The organism is Pseudoalteromonas sp. 20-MNA-CIBAN-0454, from assembly GCF_040308685.1.
Classification (GTDB): Bacteria; Pseudomonadota; Gammaproteobacteria; order Enterobacterales; family Alteromonadaceae; genus Pseudoalteromonas; species Pseudoalteromonas nigrifaciens.
The window spans coordinates 36393-54961 of sequence record NZ_JBEOOB010000012.1 but is presented as its reverse complement, the minus strand read 5'-3'; the positions used below and the strand labels follow the sequence as shown (position 1 = coordinate 54961).

Here is an 18569-nt window from a genome sequence, read left to right as displayed (position 1 = left end):
AATCGATTTTATTAACGTAAAACTTTAACGTTTTTAATCGTTTTGATATGCGCTTCTACACGACGGTTTTCTTCGTGTGCTGCTTTAGTGTTCGCTTCATTTTTAAGACGCTCTTCACCTAAACCAACTGTAGTAATACGGTCTTCTGCTACGCCATCAGCTACTAATTTTTTAGCTACTGCGTCAGCACGTTTTTTAGATAACCACTTGTTGTAAGATGCTTTACCTACAGAAGAAGTATGACCTTCTAAAAGAACAGTTGTATCTGGGTACTCTTTTAAGAACTCAGCTACTTTATCGATATCGTTTAAGTACTGTGTAGATACTGCAGATGTATTATTAGGGAAAGTCACTAATAAGCTTACAGTTACTTCTTTATCTTCGTATAATGTACAACCTGTGCCATCAACTGCATCTGTCATTGGTGTGTTAGGACACTGATCATCTGCATCTGGAATGTTATCGTTGTCGCTATCTACTGGTGCAACTTCAACAATTACTGGCTCTGGAGCTGGTTGAACTGGCTCTTCTGCTACTGAACTTTGACCAAATAAGTAGTTAATACCTAGTTTAGCGTTCACATCGGTATAACCACGGTCAAGACCTTGATAAACAGATGTTTCTGCGTTAACAAATAAGCCGTCTGTAATGAAGTGCTGGTAACCAACACCTGCGTTTAAGAAAGTATTATCTGTTGCTACTTTTACTTCTTTAATACCAAATAAACCATAGAAAGGACCGCCACCAAAGTGGTAAAGTGCATCAACACCAAAACGCTCGCCGTCTACGTCGTTACGATTACCATTAGGAATCGGATTTTTAAGAAATGCATTAAAGTCCATATCTGCATACTCAAGACGTGCACTCCAGTAATCACTGAAACGGTAGCCAACTTCAGCACCCCAACTTGCAGATTCATTAACTTCCAAGTTTTGGTGCATGTTTAAGTTTTTCCAAGATGCATCGTAATAGTCACCGAACACACCAATGTAAAAACCTTCAGTTTTTTCTGCTGCAAATGCTGATGCGCTAGTTGCAGCTAACGCGATTGCGATTGTAAGTGATTTTAATTTCATTGTTTTCTTCCCATTTTAACAATTAAAAAATATAGCTAATTCTTTCTAGCTCAACCAGTTTTATTAATATTACCTGATCCTTTATTAATCAATACTTAACAAAAGATAAATTAATTCGTTTTCAACACTCTATATACAAGTATCAGTAAGTTTAGGACATATTAATTACTTTACCCAACCCCTAGATAATAAATACTATCGCTGGTATCTAAATTTATTAAATAACCATACCGACTTCACTAGCTGAGTTTATATTTCTCTCAATAATAAATCATCACTGCAGCCGCTAAATGAGCTTTTATGATCAGCAACTTAAATTTCAATCTAATAATTAAGTACCACAAAAAGTATAATACTCTTTATCACTGCTAGGTGCATCCTGAAATTTTGCCAATTTGTCAGTATTTTCATAAGGTGTGTGCATAACCTGCATAAACTCATGCAGTAATTCACTTGAGCCAGCCTTATTATACTCACTAAGTATTTTTTCGATCACATGGTTACGAGGAATAACTCGCGGATTAGCTGCCCGCATTACGGTATAGCTGCGATCATCGGTGCGTTTTTGCCACTTACCGGCCCACTGAACTAATGCCTCTGGTATGCTCATTGTACCTGTTAAAGACTCGGTTAGTGCATCAAACGTGTTGGTATAGTCGAGTTGGTGCTCTTTTAATAACTGTAATAGCTCTGCAATTAACTCTTTATCGGCTGTATCTGTGCCAGCTAAGCCCAGTTTTGTTGCCCACATTGCACTAAATTCAACATTAAATTGCTCAGCAAAACCATCTATTATTGGGGTCATTAACGCCACAGCTTGTTCGTCGTCATCATTTACAAGCGGTATTAAACTCTCAGCTAAGCGGGCGCAGTTCCAGTTAGCAATATTAGGTTGATTACCAAATGCATAACGCCCTTGCTTATCAATAGAGCTAAACACGGTATCAAAATCGAAGCTGTTCATCATGGCACATGGGCCATAGTCGATAGTTTCGCCGCTAACCAGCGTATTATCGGTATTCATTACCCCATGTATAAAGCCTACTCGCATCCAACTAACCACCAGCTCAACTTGGTTTTTAATCACTGCAGCTAAAAATGCTAAATAGCGCTCAGGTCCTGTTGCTTGAATTTTTGGGTAATGACGCTCAATAGCTAAGTCGGCAAGGTTTTTAAGCCCTGCAACGTCGCCTTGCGTTGCTAAATACTGAAACGAGCCAACACGAATATGGCTACTGGCTAAGCGCGTTACAATAGCGCCAGGTTGAGGTGGGTTTCTGTACACGGTTTCGCCACTACCAACCACAGCTAAGCAGCGCGTAGTTTTAATACCTAACGCTTGCATTGCTTCGCTCATTATATATTCACGAATTGCTGGGCCAAGTGCACAGCGGCCATCGCCACCACGAGAGTAAGGAGTGGCACCAGAGCCTTTTAATTGAATGTCCCACAACTGGTTTTGCGCATCCTCTACTGCACCTAGAAAATGAGCACGCCCGTCGCCTAAACGTGGTGAAAAATGTCCAAATTGATGCCCTGAGTATCCCAGTGCAACCGCTGCAATTGCTTGCTGTTCGTTGCCGCTAAAAGTACTGGCCCGTAACTCAGGAACTACATTAATATTAAACGCTTTAGCTAAGCTGTCATTCCAAAGTAATAGCTGTGGGGCGGCCACCTTAGATGGGCGATCTTCAATTGCAAAATTGTCGGCTACTTGTCTGTACCTTGGCATTAAATTCATAACTACCCTCTACTGTTGTTGGCTTATACCTACACGATTATCGCCTACACTGTAGGCTATAATTAAGCTTAGCTCTTGCATGCTCAAACCGCTTTGTTGCTGTAATTCATTAAAGAACGCTTGCGCTGCAGTTAACGACTTTTTAGTTTGTAAGCCACCATCAATAATTTTGTGTGCGCGCAAATAACTCTCAACATCCCGCGATAATAAAAAGGTGTCTTTACCCAATGCACGCAAAGTATAAGGGCCGGTATTTCCACCCAAGCGTGCACCGTGTTTTTTTAAGTACGCCCACAAACCAATAATATCTTCACTTGGCCAGTCTGCAATAAACTGACTAAAGCTACCATGTTGCTGGGTAACCTCATGGATCATGAACGCATTTTCGGGGATCGTTTTTACTTTTTTATAATTGCGAACAATACGCTCGTCGCTGGCTTTTTGCTCCAACATATCGGGTGGCATCATTAATAATTTTTCAACGCTAAACTGCCAAAAAACCTCTCTAAAGCCTGCCCACTTGCTGTTAATAACCGACCAGTAAAAGCCACTTTGAAAAACCTTGCGCGTAAACTCTTCCAGCCAATCATCATCACTTAAAGCTACTAATTGTCGCTTAGATGCAGGTTTAGCGAGTAGTTGCTGTAGCATTTGTGTTGAGCCTTTTCGCTCTACTGCTCGCTGATAAATATCATTAAATTTTTCCATCTGCTTGAAACCTTATTTTGCAGTTACAAATTTCGCGCCGCGATTACCCCCTAGTTTAAGGGAAATCGTCCTTATACGTAACCGTTACCAAAATCGATGACACTATCTGCACTTAGCTGCTTGACACCCAGATGGCTAAAATGATTTAATCATCGCACTTACCCTATTTAATTATATTTGTATTGCTAGCAGTACAAATATAAAGGGCTGGAAGAGGTGCGTTATTCAGGTAGCGTATGTTAGGAGCACAAACTCCATTGAGCATACGTAAGGGGAATCAACGCCGAGAAACAACAATATTTGTGTCATTGTTGTTTCGGGCGACTAGGTTGAATCCTAGCGACTGTCACCAATAGCTATTTAAACGTAGCTTATTAGTTTGGTGGAGAGCTTCTGGTCTTAGTATAATAAGGCCGTGCGCCCTATTATTTAAGCCCATTCGCTCTTCGAATTATAACATACCCTACACGTGGGTATTTGTTCGAACGATGTTAATGCGGCTCTTTCCTATATAGCTTCTTAACTCACCGAACATTCTATAAGTTCGCGAGAGATGATCAAAAACTTTAATTTAGATGACTACTCAGTCTGGACGGCGCTCGTTACTCCGTTTAATCAAAACGGTACAATCGACTATGGCACCTTAACCACTTTGGTTGCTGAGCAAGCCGCTGCCAATAATGCTATTTTATTACTAGGCAGCACAGGCGAAGGCTTAGCCTTAACACTTAAAGAGCAACAAGCCATTGTTGAACACGTGTGCCAATTATCGCCTAATGTACCCTTAATGGTGGCTGTAGGTGGTATGAACCTCAAACAGCAATTAGCCTGGGTTGAATACTGTAACCACTTGCCTATTCATAGCTTTTTACTTGGCTCGCCGCTTTATGCAAAGCCCGGTGTAATTGGGCAAACCCATTGGTTTGAAAGCCTTTTAAATATAAGTAAACACCCTTGTATGCTTTATAACGTACCAGGGCGAAGCGCTGTCGATATTCCAGTGGCAACCATTCAAAACCTACAACAACATAAAAACCTATGGGCACTTAAAGAAGCCAGTGGCAACATTGCGCAATTTGAAGCTTACCGTCAAGCGGCTCCTAACTTAGCTATTTTTAGCGGCGACGATGCGCTTATGCCCTACTTTGCCCAAGCCGGCGCTAAAGGGCTGGTATCGGTAGCAGCTAATGCTTGGCCGCTACAAACTCACGAATTCGTACAGCGTAGCCTAAGTGGCCAATACCCCAATTTATTTACTCAGTGGTCAAGCGCAATCAGTAGCTTGTTCACTGTAGCAAACCCCATTCCCGTTAAAGTACTCATGCATTTACAAGGGCGATTAACGAGTTCGTATTTACGCCCACCGTTAACTCACCTCGAATTAACGCAAACAACGTGCATTGAACAAGCAAACAACACCATTTTATCTTGGCATTAAACATAGGTTTTTATAATGAGCTGGTTAGAACTATTAAATAATTTAGAGTCGGGCGCAGTACGCGCAGCATCACAAAACGAAAGCGGCCAATGGCAGGCTAACGTTGCAGTAAAACAGGGTATTTTAGAAGCCTTTAAAAATGGTACAAACACCGAATTTGTCGGTGGCTTTGTTGATAAACATAACTTAGCGCCACAACAGTTTAGTGCCACCGATGGCGTACGTATGGTCCCGGGTGGCTCAAGCGTTCGCCGTGGTGCTTATGTAGCTAAAGGCACTATTATTATGCCACCAGCGTATGTAAATATTGGCGCATACATTGACGAAGGCACTATGGTAGATAGTCACGCTTTAGTTGGCTCGTGCGCGCAAGTAGGTAAAAATGTCCACCTTAGCGCAGCCGTGCAACTTGGCGGTGTGTTAGAGCCAATTGGTGCCAGCCCAGTGGTAGTTGAAGATGATGCATTTATTGGCGCAGGCTGCGTAATTGTTGAAGGCGTAGTAATTAAAAAAGGCGCAGTACTTGCCCCTGGTGTGCGTTTATCGGCCACAATTCCGGTTTACGACTGTGTAAACGAGCGCCAACTTGACAAAGGCGAGCCAATTCCTGAGTACGCTATTGTAATACCAGGCTCTCGCCCTGCTTCAAACGAATGGGCGCGTGCACAAGGTTTAAGCATGTCGTGCGCGTTAATTGTTAAGTACCGCGATGAGCAAAGTGATGCATCATTACTACTTGAAGAGGTTTTACGTTAATGAGCTTTTTGAGCACGGGCGTTAAAACGGCAATTAATGAATTATCAAGCCAACTCGATAGCCCATTTTTTGTTTACGACCTAGATACGCTAAATAGTCACTTGGCACAATTGGTCGCACAAACCGAGGTAAAACTTTGGTATGCGGTTAAAGCGAATCCGCTGTCTAAAATTATTCAATGCTTAGATAACGCCGGGTTTAATTTTGACGTAGCCAGTAAAGGCGAGCTTGAGCAAGTACTTGCTCAAGGCGTTAGTAGCGATCGCGTGCTCAACACCGGGCCAGCTAAAAGCCCAAAACAAATTAAACACTTTATTGAGCGCGGCGTACGTACTTTTGTTGCCGAAAGTCTTAATCAAGTTCGCTGGCTCAATGAGCAAGCCAAGCTACAAAACTGTCAACTACAGGTATTACTGCGCGTACAGTTACGTTGGCCCGAGGGCGAAAAAAATCCACTAGGTGGCGATAGCCTCACGCCATTTGGACTCGGTTGTACAGAGTGGCAGGCACTTAATATTACCGACTATGACGCACTTAGCTTTGATGGCCTGCATATTTTTCAATGGGGAAATATGCTCAGCACGCAAAAACTCAGTGAGTTGTGGTCACAAATGATTGCACCACTTAGCCAACTTGCCCGCGATTTAAATATAAACCTTAAAATTTTAGATTTAGGTGGCGGCTTAGGTATTCCGTATACGCAAAACGACATAACGCTTAATTGGGATGACTTAATAACAGCCCTCGCTAAAATTAAAAAACAGGCGGGCGTTGAAGAGTTATGGATGGAGCTTGGCCGCTATGCCGTGGGTGAATGCGGACATTACGCAACCCCAGTAGTAGAGCGCAAACAAAACTATGGCCAACAACAAGTTATTTTAAGTGGCGGCATAAACCACTTATTGCGCCCAGCCGTCACTAGTCAAGACTTTCCAGCAGCATTACTACGAAATTCAAACACACCAACCCAAGCTATGAGCTTATATGGGCCACTTTGTACCGCACTCGATTGCTTGGGCGAGCACGCATTACCAAGCGATCTAAATGAACACGACTGGTTGGTGTTTAGTCAATGTGGTGCCTATGGTTTTAGTGAAAGTATGCCGTACTTTTTATGCCACGAACTTGCAGGCGAATATGTTTTAGAACAAAACAAACTTAGCTGCCTACGTGCAGCCGAAGATGCCAGTTATTACTTGAGATAATGTACCTAAGATAATGTACCTAAAATAAAGTACCCGAGATAAAATTAAAATGTTGAGATACTCATGATCGCCTCACCAATTAGTCAAGAAAACATCGTCGTTGGTGAAGTTGCCAATGGCCTACCACTTACTATTCCTGTGTATCGTTTAAAAGGCGATGGCACGGGGCCAAGTGTGTATATTCAGGCCAACATGCACGGGGCTGAAGTACAAGGTAATGCGGTAATTTTTCAACTACTTGAACAGTTAAAACACCTCAATCTTAAAGGTGATATTACTTTAGTGCCTTATGCCAACCCTATTGGTTGTAATCAAAAGTCGGGGGAGTTTACCCTAGGTCGGTTCGACCCTATCACCGGCACTAATTGGAATCGGATGTATCATTATAATACTGATTTAGTCACTCAGTTTACACAAAACCATACGCAATACGACGATGCCACATTAAAAAGCACGTTTAAACAGGCTCTTATTGACGAAGTTGACAGCAAACTCAATGGCCCTGCTTATTTACTCAATACAGGTAAACGCATTGCGCTTAACTTACAAAAGCTCGCTCACCAAGCCGATATAGTACTGGATTTACACACAGGTCCTATTTCAAGCAAGCACTTGTACTGCCCAACCTATGCAACTAATAGCGCTCGGTATTTTAATATTGAGCACGTACTGCTTATTCCAAGTGACTTTGATGGTGCGATGGATGAAGCAAACTTTTGCCCCTGGTGGCATTTAAGCGAAGCACTGAGCAAACAAGGCCGCGAGCTCAGCATACCTGTAGAAGCTTTTACTGTAGAGCTAGGCAGCCAAGAAAAAATAGACTTGAGCGAAGCACTAAACGATGCAAACAGTATTTTAAGTTACTTAAATTATAAAGCTGTATTTGAAAATGCACCCCACACGCCGGCTAACATTACTCGCTACGCGTGTCATTTAAACGATTACTTTGCTTATTACGCGCCCATGGGCGGAATGGTTGAGTATATTGCCCCCCTAGGCGGGCATATTAAAGCGGGTGAGCCAATTGCTAAAATACTGCGCATGGAACGTTATTTAAGTGAACAGCCACTACAAACACTTATTCTTGAGTGTGATGCCATTGCCATACTGCACTTTGCCTCGGCGAGTGTTAATCAAGGCACTGAACTGTATAAATTTTTTACTAACGTATTTGAGCTTTAAGCTCTCCCTTCTCATTGCGTGAGAGTAAGTTAACTATAGTTAATTTGCATTATAAAAGCGGCTTAGGCCGCTTTTATTTTTATCTAATTATACAAAATATACGTAAATTCAGTAAAAGTTCACCGCTGCATATGTAAAAAGAGGTTATAATTACGTTAATCTATTAAACCCTCCACACTCACAAAGGAATTACAATGAGCTGGCGATACTTGATCATACTTTCAACATTAGTTAGTACTACTGTTTTTGCTGAAGAAAAATCTAAAAGCAATGAGCAAAATAGTAATATTGAGCTGGTAAAACAATGTATTTTAAATGAAGTGATTGGTGGGGACGGCAAACAAACACTCGACCAGCTTCGTAAAAAATGCTCTGCTCTTGAAGAGGATAAGCAGCTTACAGCCATCGATAAGCGCAAAGCACGTGAAGCGGTAAGCCAAAAAAACCGTAATGTGATTACGCCACATAAACGTAACTACATTTTACCTATTTCGTATGTATCGCATCCGAACAATAGCTCGTTTGAAACATTCGACGAGCTAACTGGCGAAAAAAATGACGAGCCACTCGATAACTTAGAAGCCAAATATCAGCTTTCAATTAAGGTGCCTCTATTCAATGACTTTTCTGATGAAGACCAAGCTATATTTTTTGCCTTTACACTACAGTCATATTGGCAGCTTTATAACAAAGAAAGCTCATCACCATTTCGTGAGACCAACTACGAGCCAGAAATTTTTTGGGTTAACTATTTAGATCCAGAACACGTTCCTTGGGGCGATGAAATGGCTGTTGTTTTGGGTATTTCGCATCAGTCTAACGGTAATAGCCAGCCAAATTCGCGTTCATGGAACCGTATTTACGCTAACTTTATTTGGGAAAAAAATGGCTTTGTGTTTAACTTTAAGCCTTGGTATCGTATTTCAGAAAGCGAGAAAGAAACACCTTTAGACCCAAGAGGCGACGACAACCCTGACATTTACAAATACATGGGTTACTTTGAGTTTAGCGGTGCGTATCGCCTTAATGAACATGAATTTAGCTTTATGACCCGTAACAACTTAAATTCAGACAATCGCGGTGCATTACAGCTCGATTGGTCATTTCCGCTTTGGGGCCGAGTGCGTGGTTATGCACAGTACTTTAATGGCTATGGCGAAAGCTTAATTGATTATAACGCTGATATAGAAAGAATTGGCGTAGGTATACTACTTACCGATTTACTTTAATTAATTAGCGATTAAATTAAACAAATTAAAAAGCCAAGCATCGCTTGGCTTTTTTCGTACTTTAATTTAACTATAAAGTGCTAACAGCTTATTTTTTTACTACAAACTGCCCTTCAAATTCAGCCACTACCTTATCACCATCATAAATAATAACAGGTACTAAATAGCTGGCTTTACCTTCAGTTTCTAACTCGCTGAGCTTACCCTTACAGCTTTGTATATCAACACAGCCGCGTGGATCACTGCTAAGCGGTTTTAAATATTTAATATTGGCATCGGCTAATACAATATTTCCTTCAAGCCCTGCTTCTTTTAGTGCTAAGTAGGTTGCGCCCCACCCCGTAAGGGTTGCTAAGCTATAAATAGAACCAGCAAACATAGTGTTATGCAGGTTTAAATTAGCATCTAAATCTGCGCTAGTCGTAAATTGCCAGTCGGTATAGCTCTCTACTTTAATGCCCATTGCATCACTAATTGGAATTGACTCACGCCAGGTATTTTGCAGCACTTGAGTCCAGTTAGGGTGGCGAAACCAGCCAGGCTCTGATGGCTTTTGTTTTACCATTTTATAGTGTTGTACATCGCCGTACGCTAAATGCGCTTTTTCTTGTGTTTCATAACCATGGCGCTTATAAAATTCGAGTGCGCGCTCGCGTGCAAATAACACCAACTCTGCAGCGTCTTGTGACCATGCTATTTTTTCTAGGTCATGTAATAAACGACTACCAATATGCTGATTACGACTTTCTTCAGCTACAGCCATATAGCGAACCTGAGCTTGTTGCTGGTTATTAAAGTGCAGCCGCGCCACCCCTAATACTTTACCCGCTTTATTTTTAATAAAGCGATGCTCGGCATCTTGTTCTAAATCATCCTGTTCAGAACCACGTGGCTCACCCCAAGGGGCACGTAAAATTTCCCAACGTAATTGATAATAGGCTTGCCAATCTTCACTACTTTGCGGTGTACTTACCTGAAACATACATACTCCTGCTGTTAAGCCGTAAATAAAATACAACGTCACTTAATTATGGCAAATACCATACTCCATCTAAAAAAAACTGCCAATACGACTTTGGTGATGGCAAATACAAAGTGTAAAAAATTAATGACAAAAGCCATTGCGCTTTGCTTCGGCTAGTTTATGCTGGGCAACATGAGCGAATACATAAACCCTGTAAATGGCCTGATTAATAGCTATTTTATTGAAAATAGCCACAGTATTGGCCAGTTACTTTATTGGCATAAATATGGGGGCGATCACATTCAAGTACGCCAACATCAGCAACTGCGTTGGCTGCTAATAAATGACACTCTGCAATCTGTGGTAACGCAGCAGCAACCAAGCAATTTATTACTTCCACACTTACAGTGCTTAGCACAGCATTGGCACACATTAAGTACCCCTAAAAAAGTACTCGAACTGGGGCTTGGCGGCGGCGCAATTCGTAATTATTTGCTGCACCAATATCCACACGCAAAAATCACCTCAGCTGAAATAAATGCAGATATAATTAGTTGTTATAAAAAGTTTTTTACTACGCAGCAAGTGCCTAGTAATAATACACAGCGGTTACTTTGTGAGGATGCTCAACAAGTACTGGGTCGCGCCCGCAACATAGATTGGATTATTTTAGATTTATTTAGCCAAATAGACGCACCACGATTTTTATTCGCACCCGCTTTTTATCAAAAAATACACGCAGCCCTTAACAACAACGGCACGCTATTTATTAATTTTTTATCGCAACATGAGTCGCAATTAAAACAGTTACAGCAAGTATTACTTAATGTATTTGGTTATAAAGTTAGTCCGCAAAAGGTAGCAGGCTATATAAATCATATTGTGGTGATCACTAAACAGCTAAATTAAAGGTTACTGGCCCATCGTTACACAAGCTCACTTGCATATCGGCACCAAACTCACCGGTAGCAACCGTTAAATTGAGCGCCTTGGCTTGCGCTACAAAGTATTCGTATAACTCATTAGCTTGGCTTGGAGTTGCCGCCGATGAAAAGCTAGGTCGCATGCCCTTTTTAGTATTTGCCGCCAAAGTAAACTGCGATACTACCAACAGCTCACCAGCAATATCTTTTAAACTTAAGTTCATTTTGTCGTTTTCGTCAGTAAAAATGCGGTAATTACTAATCTTATGCAGCAACTTATCGGCCGCTTGCTCGTCATCTTGTTTTTCAACACCCAACAACACTAAAACTCCTTGGCCAATTTCGCCAACTACTTGGTTATTAATTTCTACTTTGGCATGTTTTACACGTTGTATTAAACCTTGCATTTTATAGCGTATCCTTTGTATTTTCTTGCTCGTCTAGCTCTATTTCGGGCGTGTCTTCAATATTTTCAGGGCTAATACACGCCGTAAGCTCAGCGCCTAGCAACACCACTATCCACGACAAATATATCCACACAAACAAAATAGGAATGGTAGCAACTGCACCATAAATAACTTCATAAGATGGAAAGTGGCTAATATAAAGCGCAAAACCTTTTTTAGTTAACTCAAACAACATGGCAGCAAATAGTGCACCTGGTATCGCCGCTTTAAACGAAACCCGAGTGTTGGGCACCAAAGTGTAGAGCATTATAAAACCCACCATAGAAATGCCGTACGGCAATAACTTTAATAAAAAGCCACTAAACCCCGGAATCCCCTGATCAGCAAACGACACCAACGATACAATATACGAAGTAACTGCAATACTGCCGCCTAAAAATACGGGCCCTAAACTAAGTACCATCCAATAAACGGCAAACGAAATCATCATTGGACGCTTTTTCTTAATTCGCCAAATACGGTTAAGCGTGGCATCAACATTACGAATAAGTAACAAGGCAATAGCAGCTAAAAAGCCAATGCCCACTGCGGTCATTTGATTTGCATTGCCCGCAAACGAGCTAATATGCTCTTTAATAACATCTGACGAAGTAGGCACAAAGTTAGTAAATAAAAAACTTTCAATTGCTAATCGAGTTGATTCAAACCCCGGAAAAGCCGAAAATATCGCCACACCTACGGCAATTAATGGCACCAAAGACAGCAAAGTTACATAAGCTAAATAGCCCGCGTTAACGGTTATTTGGTCATCAATACAGCGGTTAATATATTGCATCCACCAGCTGGGTTGCTGCCGTAAAAAAGATCCAACTTGCTGTTTATAATAAGAGAGCTTATCGTTCATAACATTGACTTGTGCTAATATAATTTTGACCATAATAACAATCAGCACCATAATTTACAGCATTAACACACGTAAATAGGAAACCAAATGAAAAAACAAACATTACTGAGTGTTACCGTACTTGCACTTGTACTAACATTATCGGGTTGCCAGTCGGCTTATTACTCGGCCATGGAAAAGGTAGGCGTACACAAACGCGATATTCTTATTGACCGCGTAGAAGAAACCAAAGACTCGCAACAAGAGTCTCAAGAAGAGTTTAAGTCAGCGCTTGAGCGCTTAACTACACTTATTGATTTTAATGGTGGCGAACTGCAAGACACTTACAATCAGTTAAACGATGACTATGAGTCGAGCTTAAATGCCGCTAACGAAGTGTCAACTAACATCAATAAAGTAGAAGACGTAGCAGAAGCCTTATTTGATGAGTGGAGCGATGAGCTTGAGCAATATAAAAGCGCATCACTTAAGCGTGAAAGCAGTAAAAAGCTAGCCGCGACTAAGCGTCAATTTGATCAGCTATTACGCTCAATGCGCAGCGCAGAGAGCAAAATGGAGCCGGTATTAACATCGCTTCATGATAACGTTTTATACTTAAAGCATAACTTAAACGCACAAGCGGTATCGGCTATTAAAGGCGAGTTCACTAACCTTAAACGCGATATACAATTGCTTATGAACGACATGAACAAATCGATTGCCGACTCAAATAAATTTATTGAACAAATGAATAGTGCCGGTTAATTAGCTGATATTATATTTAAATTTGCCTGCATTATTGCAGGCTTTTTTATGGCTGCATGGCTGCTTTAGCACTATTTAAAACGGATTTTATTATGAAACACATTACCCTTATAATCTTTATAAGCTGTTTTTTATCAGCGTGTAGTACACCTAACCAGGTGCAAAAAATAGCTGATAAAAACTCAGTTATTGCTGTTAACAACCAAACAGGTCGTTACCATAATTTATATCAAGGCAAAAAGGTTTACCCAACCACCTGCGAGCAAAACTGCTACCCGCCACATCCGAACTTGATTTGCGAAATACCCAGCAGCAACTGCCAGTATCAAGGTAAGCAAATTAAGCCGCCGCTCAATACCGGTTATACGGTTCGTTGGTTAGGGCATGCCAGCTTTGTGGTCAGCACACGTAATGGGCAAAATGTATTATTTGATCCGGTTAGTGAGCAGTTTGATTCACCGGTTGATTTAGGCTTTAAGCTTGCAGGTGGGTTTTATCGCAAACCCGGAGCATGGCCAAATAAGCAAACACTTGAAAACATTAACGCCGTTATGTATTCGCATATTCATTATGATCACTTTAATAAAGCAGATATTAAAAAACTGGGTAATCAACCACGTTATTTAGCCCCGCTAGGCATGGCAGATAACTTCCCAACGGGTGGCTTTAATATTACTGAAATGGCGTGGTATGCAAAAACCAGCATTGAGGACTTAACCATACACGCAGTGCCTGCACATCACTTTAGTAATCGGGTGCTTATTCCCTATATTTACGAAGATGATAATAAAGATTCTTGGAATGGCTGGCTGCTTGAACAAAATGGCAGCACCTTATTTTTTGCCGGCGATACTGGCTATTCAAAACACTTTAAAGACATACAACAAAAATACGGTGATATAGACCTATGCCTAATGCCAATTGCCTCTTATTACCATAAAACCAACGCTAAAGGGTATCGATACGTTCATACTACGCCAGAGGATGCCCTCAATGCGGCCACAGAGCTTAATTGCAAAGTAATGATACCATGGGGATATGGCAACTCAAGTTGGCAAATGGGCGATCACAGCAGCCACTCAGCGCTATCGCGCTTACTGCATATGTATAAACAAATGAATGCACCAGTACCGCTGTATATTTTAAATGAAGGCGAAACAATTAAACTTTAACTAATGCACGTAGGTTGGGTTGAGCGCAGCGAAACCCAACGAAAAATACCCTACCAACAAACACTAGTACTTAGCCTTATCGGCTGTTTTAAGCTCACTCTGCGTACAAAAGATCTTTAAGTGAATTATTCACAAAGAGGTTAAGAGGCGCTGCGCTTTTAGAGGAAAAAACTCAATGCAGTGCACAAGTGCACAGCACACCAATTATCACGGTGGTGGTAATTTCTTTAATCTACCCTCTTTAACCTTTTATTTAGCTAACCCACAAACACAAAAAAGCCGCTGTATTTTGCAATACAGCGGCTTTTAAAATCATTATTCTAAATTAATAGATTATGACTTAGGCGCACGACCCGCACGTTTACGTTCGTTTTCTGTAAGATGACGCTTACGAATACGAATGTTTAGTGGCGTTACTTCAACTAACTCATCTTCATCAATAAACTCAAGCGCTTGCTCAAGTGAATAGTTTAAAGGTGGAGAAAGCGTTTGCGCTTCATCTGTACCAGATGCACGTACGTTAGTTAACTGCTTACCTTTAAGGGCGTTAACTGTAAGGTCGTTATCACGGTTATGAATACCGATAACCATACCTTCGTAAACTTCAACACCGTGGCCGATGAATAAACGGCCGCGCTCTTGTAAGTTAAACAATGCGTTAGTCAGTGCTTTACCTGTAGCATTTGCAATGATTACGCCGTTTTTACGAACACCGATTGAACCGCCTTTATGAGGACCGTAATGATCGAACGTATGGTACATAAGACCAGAACCCGAAGTAAGTGTCATGAAATCAGTTTGGAAACCAATTAAGCCACGGCTTGGGATAATAAAGTCTAAACGCATACGGCCTTTGCCATCTGGAGACATGTTAGTAAGCTCACCTTTACGTAGGCCAACTTGCTCCATTACAGAACCCTGATGCTCTTCTTGACAGTCAATTGTTACTGTTTCAAACGGTTCTTCTAATACACCGTCAACAGTACGCAAAATTACCTCTGGACGAGATACTGCAAGCTCGTAACCTTCACGACGCATGTTTTCGATTAAGATACCTAGGTGTAACTCACCACGGCCAGAAACACGGAAGCTATCTGGGCTAGCAGTATCTTCAACGCGAAGTGCTACGTTGTGTACTAATTCTTTGTCTAAACGCTCACGAATATTACGTGACGTTACAAACTTACCTTCTTTACCACAAAACGGTGAGTTATTTACAGAGAATGTCATTGTTACTGTTGGCTCATCAACACTTAGTGGTGGTAATGCTTCAACGTTAGTAGGACAACAAACAGTATCTGAAATCTTAAGCTCGCCAATACCGGTTACAGTAACAATGTTACCTGCATAACCACGGTCAGTTTCGATACGGTCAAGGCCTAAGTAGCTTTGTACTGTACCAATTTTACCGTTACGTTTAGTACCATCAGCACTAATAATAGTTACTTGTTGGTTTGGAGCAACAGAACCACGCTTGATACGACCAACACCAATTACACCCACGTATGAGTTGTAATCAAGTTGAGAAATCTGCATTTGGAAGTCACCTTCAGGATCTGCATCTGGTGGTGATACTTCGTCAACGATCATTTGGAACATGGCATCCATGTTATCAGATGGCTCGTCTAAATCTAATGTTGCCCAGCCGTTGATTGCTGATGCATAGATTACTTTAAAATCTAACTGCTCGTCAGTGGCGCCTAAGTTATCGAATAAATCAAAGATTTGATCCATAACCCAATCAGGACGTGCACTTGGCTTGTCGATTTTGTTAATTACTACGATTGGCTTTAAACCTTGCGCAAATGCCTTTTGCGTAACAAAACGCGTTTGTGGCATTGGGCCTTCTTGAGCGTCAACAATTAGTAATACTGAGTCAGCCATTGAAAGTACGCGTTCCACTTCACCACCGAAATCGGCGTGTCCTGGAGTATCTACGATATTAATGTGGTAGCCGTTCCATGAAATAGCGGTGTTTTTCGCTAAAATGGTAATACCACGTTCTCTTTCTATATCGTTTGAATCCATCACGCGCTCTTCATTACCGCCGCGTGTTTCTAATGTGCCTGAAAACTCAAGCAGTTTGTCAACCAGTGTAGTTTTACCGTGGTCAACGTGGGCGATAATTGCTATATTTCTTATCTTTTCGATACTCATTAATATTCACTCAGAGAAATTGAATCTCATTGATCCTGCAGGGGCTTACGCACTCACCTGCGTTTTCACGAGATGTCCCAGCATAGGATTTAAAAGGGCGCATATTATCCCTTATAAATGGAATGGATGAAAGTTTATCCAAAATAAATTTGCAAACTTTCTGGTTTTTTTATTTAACCTACTGTTTTAAATTAACTAATTATAAAAATAAAATTTTTAATATTTTTATAAAAACCTCCACTTTAATGACTTTATTGCTATTTTGGTCAGTCTTTTGTATTTACTTTATGTTAGTCTATCACGATTAAATAGCGAGCAACTTTTTACTCTGTAACTGTTGCACTATATTGAAGCATTTACGCACCACAATGGTGCGCATTAGAAACAGCCGTTATTACTTTTGTATTTTTTATGTTTATAAACATTAAGTTACAATAGTGGCACAAAATCAGCTTATAAAACACAAAGCATTTAAGCAGCAATAACAAAACCTTATAGTTGGAGGACACATGTCGCAATCGGTTTTAGATTTTATTAAAGAAAATGACGTTAAGTTCATTGATTTACGCTTTACTGATACCAAAGGTAAAGAGCAGCATATTTCAATTCCTCATCACCAAATTGATGAAGACTTTTTTGAAGATGGTAAAATGTTCGATGGTTCTTCAATTGCTGGCTGGAAAGGCATAAACGAATCAGACATGGTGCTAATGCCTGTTGCTGAATCAGCTAAGCTTGACCCATTCACTGAAGAAGCCACATTAATTATACGTTGTGACGTAGTAGAGCCTTCTACATTACAAGGTTACGAGCGCGATCCACGCTCTGTAGCAAAGCGTGCTGAAGAGTATATGCGCTCTACAGGTATTGCTGATACGGTTTTATTTGGCCCAGAGCCAGAGTTCTTCGTATTTGATGACGTAAAATATAAAACAGACATGTCTGGCTCTATGTACAAAATCGATTCTAAGCAAGCTGCTTGGAACTCAGATAAAGAATACGCAGACGGCAATACAGGTCATCGTCCTGGCGTTAAAGGCGGTTACTTCCCAGTTGCTCCTGTTGATGACTTTCAAGATTGGCGCTCTGCTACTTGTCTAGTATTAGAAGAAATGGGACAAGTTGTTGAAGCACACCATCACGAAGTAGCAACTGCAGGACAAAACGAAATTGCTACGCGCTTTAATACTATGGTGATTAAAGCCGATGAAATTCAAGAAATGAAGTATGTTATTCATAACATGGCTCATTTATACGGCAAAACAGCCACTTTTATGCCTAAACCTATTGTTGGCGATAACGGCTCTGGTATGCATTGTCATCAGTCGTTAGCTAAAGACGGTGTTAACTTATTTGCAGGTGATAAGTACGGCGGTCTTTCTGAAGATGCGCTTTATTACATTGGCGGTATTATTAAACATGCTAAAGCAATTAATGCGTTTGCTAATGCCTCTACTAACTCGTACAAACGTTTAGTACCAGGTTACGAAGCACCAGTAATGCTTGCATACTCTGCACGTAACCGTTCTGCATCAATTCGTATTCCGGTAGTACCATCAGCTAAAGGTCGTCGTATTGAAGTACGCTTCCCTGATGCAACGGCTAACCCGTATCTTGCTTTTGCTGCCATGCTTATGGCTGGCCTTGATGGAATTAAAAATAAAATCCATCCTGGTGATGCAATGGATAAAGATTTATACGACCTACCTGCAGAAGAAGCAGCAGAAATTCCAACCGTTGCCTCTTCATTAGAAGAAGCACTGGCATCTCTTGATGCTGACCGTGAGTTTTTAAATCAAGGTGACGTGTTCTCTAATGATTTAATTGATGCTTACATTAAACTTAAGAGTCAAGAAGTTGAAAGACTTAACATGACAACGCACCCAATTGAGTTTGAAATGTATTACAGCTGTTAATTTTAATTAACAGTTATAAAATATACCTTTAAGCCCGCTTTGCGGGC

General features: G+C 40.9%; 16 protein-coding genes and 1 riboswitch. Of the genes, 9 read left to right on the top strand and 7 right to left on the bottom strand.

The features are described 5' to 3' along the window. Positions 1-11: 11 nt before the first annotated feature. The 3 genes from AAEZ22_RS07915 to AAEZ22_RS07905 all read right to left on the bottom strand — a co-directional run bounded on the left by AAEZ22_RS07915 (position 12) and on the right by AAEZ22_RS07905 (position 3525). Complete coding sequence (locus tag AAEZ22_RS07915; RefSeq protein ID WP_011326901.1) at positions 12-1076, bottom strand: OmpA family protein; 1065 nt, start codon at positions 1074-1076, stop codon at positions 12-14. Between the two features lie 331 nt (positions 1077-1407). Beyond that, a complete protein-coding gene (locus AAEZ22_RS07910) occupies positions 1408-2817 on the bottom strand; it encodes a protein adenylyltransferase SelO (RefSeq protein ID WP_352296774.1) in 1410 nt (469 codons plus the stop codon). 9 nt (positions 2818-2826) lie between these two features. Continuing rightward, a complete protein-coding gene (locus tag AAEZ22_RS07905) occupies positions 2827-3525 on the bottom strand; it encodes a DNA-3-methyladenine glycosylase I (RefSeq protein WP_011326899.1) in 699 nt (232 codons plus the stop codon). A 203-nt stretch (positions 3526-3728) separates the two neighbouring features. Further along, positions 3729-3926: riboswitch (Lysine riboswitch) on the top strand. A gap of 152 nt (positions 3927-4078) precedes the next feature. Here AAEZ22_RS07905 and dapA point away from each other — a divergent pair. From dapA to AAEZ22_RS07880, 5 genes are all read left to right on the top strand, one after another. Next, a complete protein-coding gene (gene dapA / locus AAEZ22_RS07900) occupies positions 4079-4963 on the top strand; it encodes a 4-hydroxy-tetrahydrodipicolinate synthase (RefSeq protein ID WP_011326898.1) in 885 nt (294 codons plus the stop codon). Positions 4964-4978: 15 nt separating this feature from the next. After that, complete coding sequence (locus AAEZ22_RS07895) at positions 4979-5719, top strand: 2,3,4,5-tetrahydropyridine-2,6-dicarboxylate N-succinyltransferase (RefSeq protein ID WP_011326897.1); 741 nt, start codon at positions 4979-4981, stop codon at positions 5717-5719. Further along, on the top strand, positions 5719-6924 hold the full coding sequence (locus tag AAEZ22_RS07890; protein WP_182677320.1) for a PLP-dependent decarboxylase: 1206 nt from the start codon (positions 5719-5721) through the stop codon (positions 6922-6924). The genes AAEZ22_RS07895 and AAEZ22_RS07890 overlap by 1 nt, the downstream gene beginning before the upstream one ends. A gap of 63 nt (positions 6925-6987) precedes the next feature. Continuing rightward, entirely contained in the window at positions 6988-8106 is a 1119-nt protein-coding gene (locus tag AAEZ22_RS07885) for a succinylglutamate desuccinylase/aspartoacylase family protein (RefSeq protein WP_182677318.1), read from the top strand. 194 nt (positions 8107-8300) lie between these two features. After that, positions 8301-9335, top strand: a complete 1035-nt coding sequence (locus AAEZ22_RS07880; RefSeq protein WP_182677316.1) for a phospholipase A — start codon at positions 8301-8303, stop codon at positions 9333-9335. Positions 9336-9423: 88 nt separating this feature from the next. On the opposite strand, the gene AAEZ22_RS07875 is transcribed toward AAEZ22_RS07880, so the two are convergent. Continuing rightward, positions 9424-10317 (bottom strand): bifunctional GNAT family N-acetyltransferase/hotdog fold thioesterase, encoded by an 894-nt coding sequence (locus tag AAEZ22_RS07875; RefSeq protein ID WP_011326892.1) that lies wholly within the window; start codon positions 10315-10317, stop codon positions 9424-9426. 162 nt (positions 10318-10479) lie between these two features. On the opposite strand from AAEZ22_RS07875, the gene AAEZ22_RS07870 reads away from it, so the two are divergent. Then, entirely contained in the window at positions 10480-11208 is a 729-nt protein-coding gene (locus AAEZ22_RS07870; RefSeq protein ID WP_182684119.1) for a spermidine synthase, read from the top strand. On the opposite strand, the gene dtd is transcribed toward AAEZ22_RS07870, so the two are convergent. Both dtd and AAEZ22_RS07860 read right to left on the bottom strand, forming a co-directional pair. Next, a complete protein-coding gene (gene dtd / locus AAEZ22_RS07865) occupies positions 11192-11629 on the bottom strand; it encodes a D-aminoacyl-tRNA deacylase (protein ID WP_352296769.1) in 438 nt (145 codons plus the stop codon). The genes AAEZ22_RS07870 and dtd overlap by 17 nt on opposite strands. 1 nt (position 11630) lies before the next feature. After that, a complete protein-coding gene (locus tag AAEZ22_RS07860) occupies positions 11631-12533 on the bottom strand; it encodes a virulence factor BrkB family protein (protein ID WP_352296793.1) in 903 nt (300 codons plus the stop codon). 87 nt (positions 12534-12620) lie between these two features. Here AAEZ22_RS07860 and AAEZ22_RS07855 point away from each other — a divergent pair, with 87 nt between their 5' ends. Continuing rightward, positions 12621-13277 carry a DUF2959 domain-containing protein gene (locus AAEZ22_RS07855; protein WP_011326888.1) on the top strand — a complete coding sequence of 219 codons (657 nt, stop codon included), beginning with the start codon at positions 12621-12623 and terminating at the stop codon, positions 13275-13277. A 92-nt stretch (positions 13278-13369) separates the two neighbouring features. Continuing rightward, the gene (locus tag AAEZ22_RS07850) at positions 13370-14449 is read left to right on the top strand and encodes an MBL fold metallo-hydrolase (protein ID WP_352296766.1); all 1080 of its coding nucleotides are present in this window, start codon (positions 13370-13372) and stop codon (positions 14447-14449) included. Between the two features lie 333 nt (positions 14450-14782). On the opposite strand, the gene typA is transcribed toward AAEZ22_RS07850, so the two are convergent. Next, positions 14783-16606 carry a translational GTPase TypA gene (typA, locus tag AAEZ22_RS07845; protein ID WP_011326886.1) on the bottom strand — a complete coding sequence of 608 codons (1824 nt, stop codon included), beginning with the start codon at positions 16604-16606 and terminating at the stop codon, positions 14783-14785. Between the two features lie 509 nt (positions 16607-17115). Between typA and glnA the strand changes: the two genes are divergently transcribed. Then, a complete protein-coding gene (glnA, locus tag AAEZ22_RS07840) occupies positions 17116-18522 on the top strand; it encodes a glutamate--ammonia ligase (RefSeq protein WP_086993786.1) in 1407 nt (468 codons plus the stop codon). Positions 18523-18569: the final 47 nt, after the last annotated feature.

What these genes read in the sequence shown, in the direction of transcription:
- AAEZ22_RS07915 (WP_011326901.1), bottom strand. Translation starts at nt 1,076, where the DNA reads ATGAAATTAAAATCACTTACAATCGCAATCGCGTTAGCTGCAACTAGC.
- AAEZ22_RS07910 (WP_352296774.1), bottom strand. Translation starts at nt 2,817, where the DNA reads ATGAATTTAATGCCAAGGTACAGACAAGTAGCCGACAATTTTGCAATT.
- AAEZ22_RS07905 (WP_011326899.1), bottom strand. Translation starts at nt 3,525, where the DNA reads ATGGAAAAATTTAATGATATTTATCAGCGAGCAGTAGAGCGAAAAGGC.
- dapA (WP_011326898.1), top strand. Translation starts at nt 4,079, where the DNA reads ATGATCAAAAACTTTAATTTAGATGACTACTCAGTCTGGACGGCGCTC.
- AAEZ22_RS07895 (WP_011326897.1), top strand. Translation starts at nt 4,979, where the DNA reads ATGAGCTGGTTAGAACTATTAAATAATTTAGAGTCGGGCGCAGTACGC.
- AAEZ22_RS07890 (WP_182677320.1), top strand. Translation starts at nt 5,719, where the DNA reads ATGAGCTTTTTGAGCACGGGCGTTAAAACGGCAATTAATGAATTATCA.
- AAEZ22_RS07885 (WP_182677318.1), top strand. Translation starts at nt 6,988, where the DNA reads ATGATCGCCTCACCAATTAGTCAAGAAAACATCGTCGTTGGTGAAGTT.
- AAEZ22_RS07880 (WP_182677316.1), top strand. Translation starts at nt 8,301, where the DNA reads ATGAGCTGGCGATACTTGATCATACTTTCAACATTAGTTAGTACTACT.
- AAEZ22_RS07875 (WP_011326892.1), bottom strand. Translation starts at nt 10,317, where the DNA reads ATGTTTCAGGTAAGTACACCGCAAAGTAGTGAAGATTGGCAAGCCTAT.
- AAEZ22_RS07870 (WP_182684119.1), top strand. Translation starts at nt 10,480, where the DNA reads ATGCTGGGCAACATGAGCGAATACATAAACCCTGTAAATGGCCTGATT.
- dtd (WP_352296769.1), bottom strand. Translation starts at nt 11,629, where the DNA reads ATGCAAGGTTTAATACAACGTGTAAAACATGCCAAAGTAGAAATTAAT.
- AAEZ22_RS07860 (WP_352296793.1), bottom strand. Translation starts at nt 12,533, where the DNA reads ATGAACGATAAGCTCTCTTATTATAAACAGCAAGTTGGATCTTTTTTA.
- AAEZ22_RS07855 (WP_011326888.1), top strand. Translation starts at nt 12,621, where the DNA reads ATGAAAAAACAAACATTACTGAGTGTTACCGTACTTGCACTTGTACTA.
- AAEZ22_RS07850 (WP_352296766.1), top strand. Translation starts at nt 13,370, where the DNA reads ATGAAACACATTACCCTTATAATCTTTATAAGCTGTTTTTTATCAGCG.
- typA (WP_011326886.1), bottom strand. Translation starts at nt 16,606, where the DNA reads ATGAGTATCGAAAAGATAAGAAATATAGCAATTATCGCCCACGTTGAC.
- glnA (WP_086993786.1), top strand. Translation starts at nt 17,116, where the DNA reads ATGTCGCAATCGGTTTTAGATTTTATTAAAGAAAATGACGTTAAGTTC.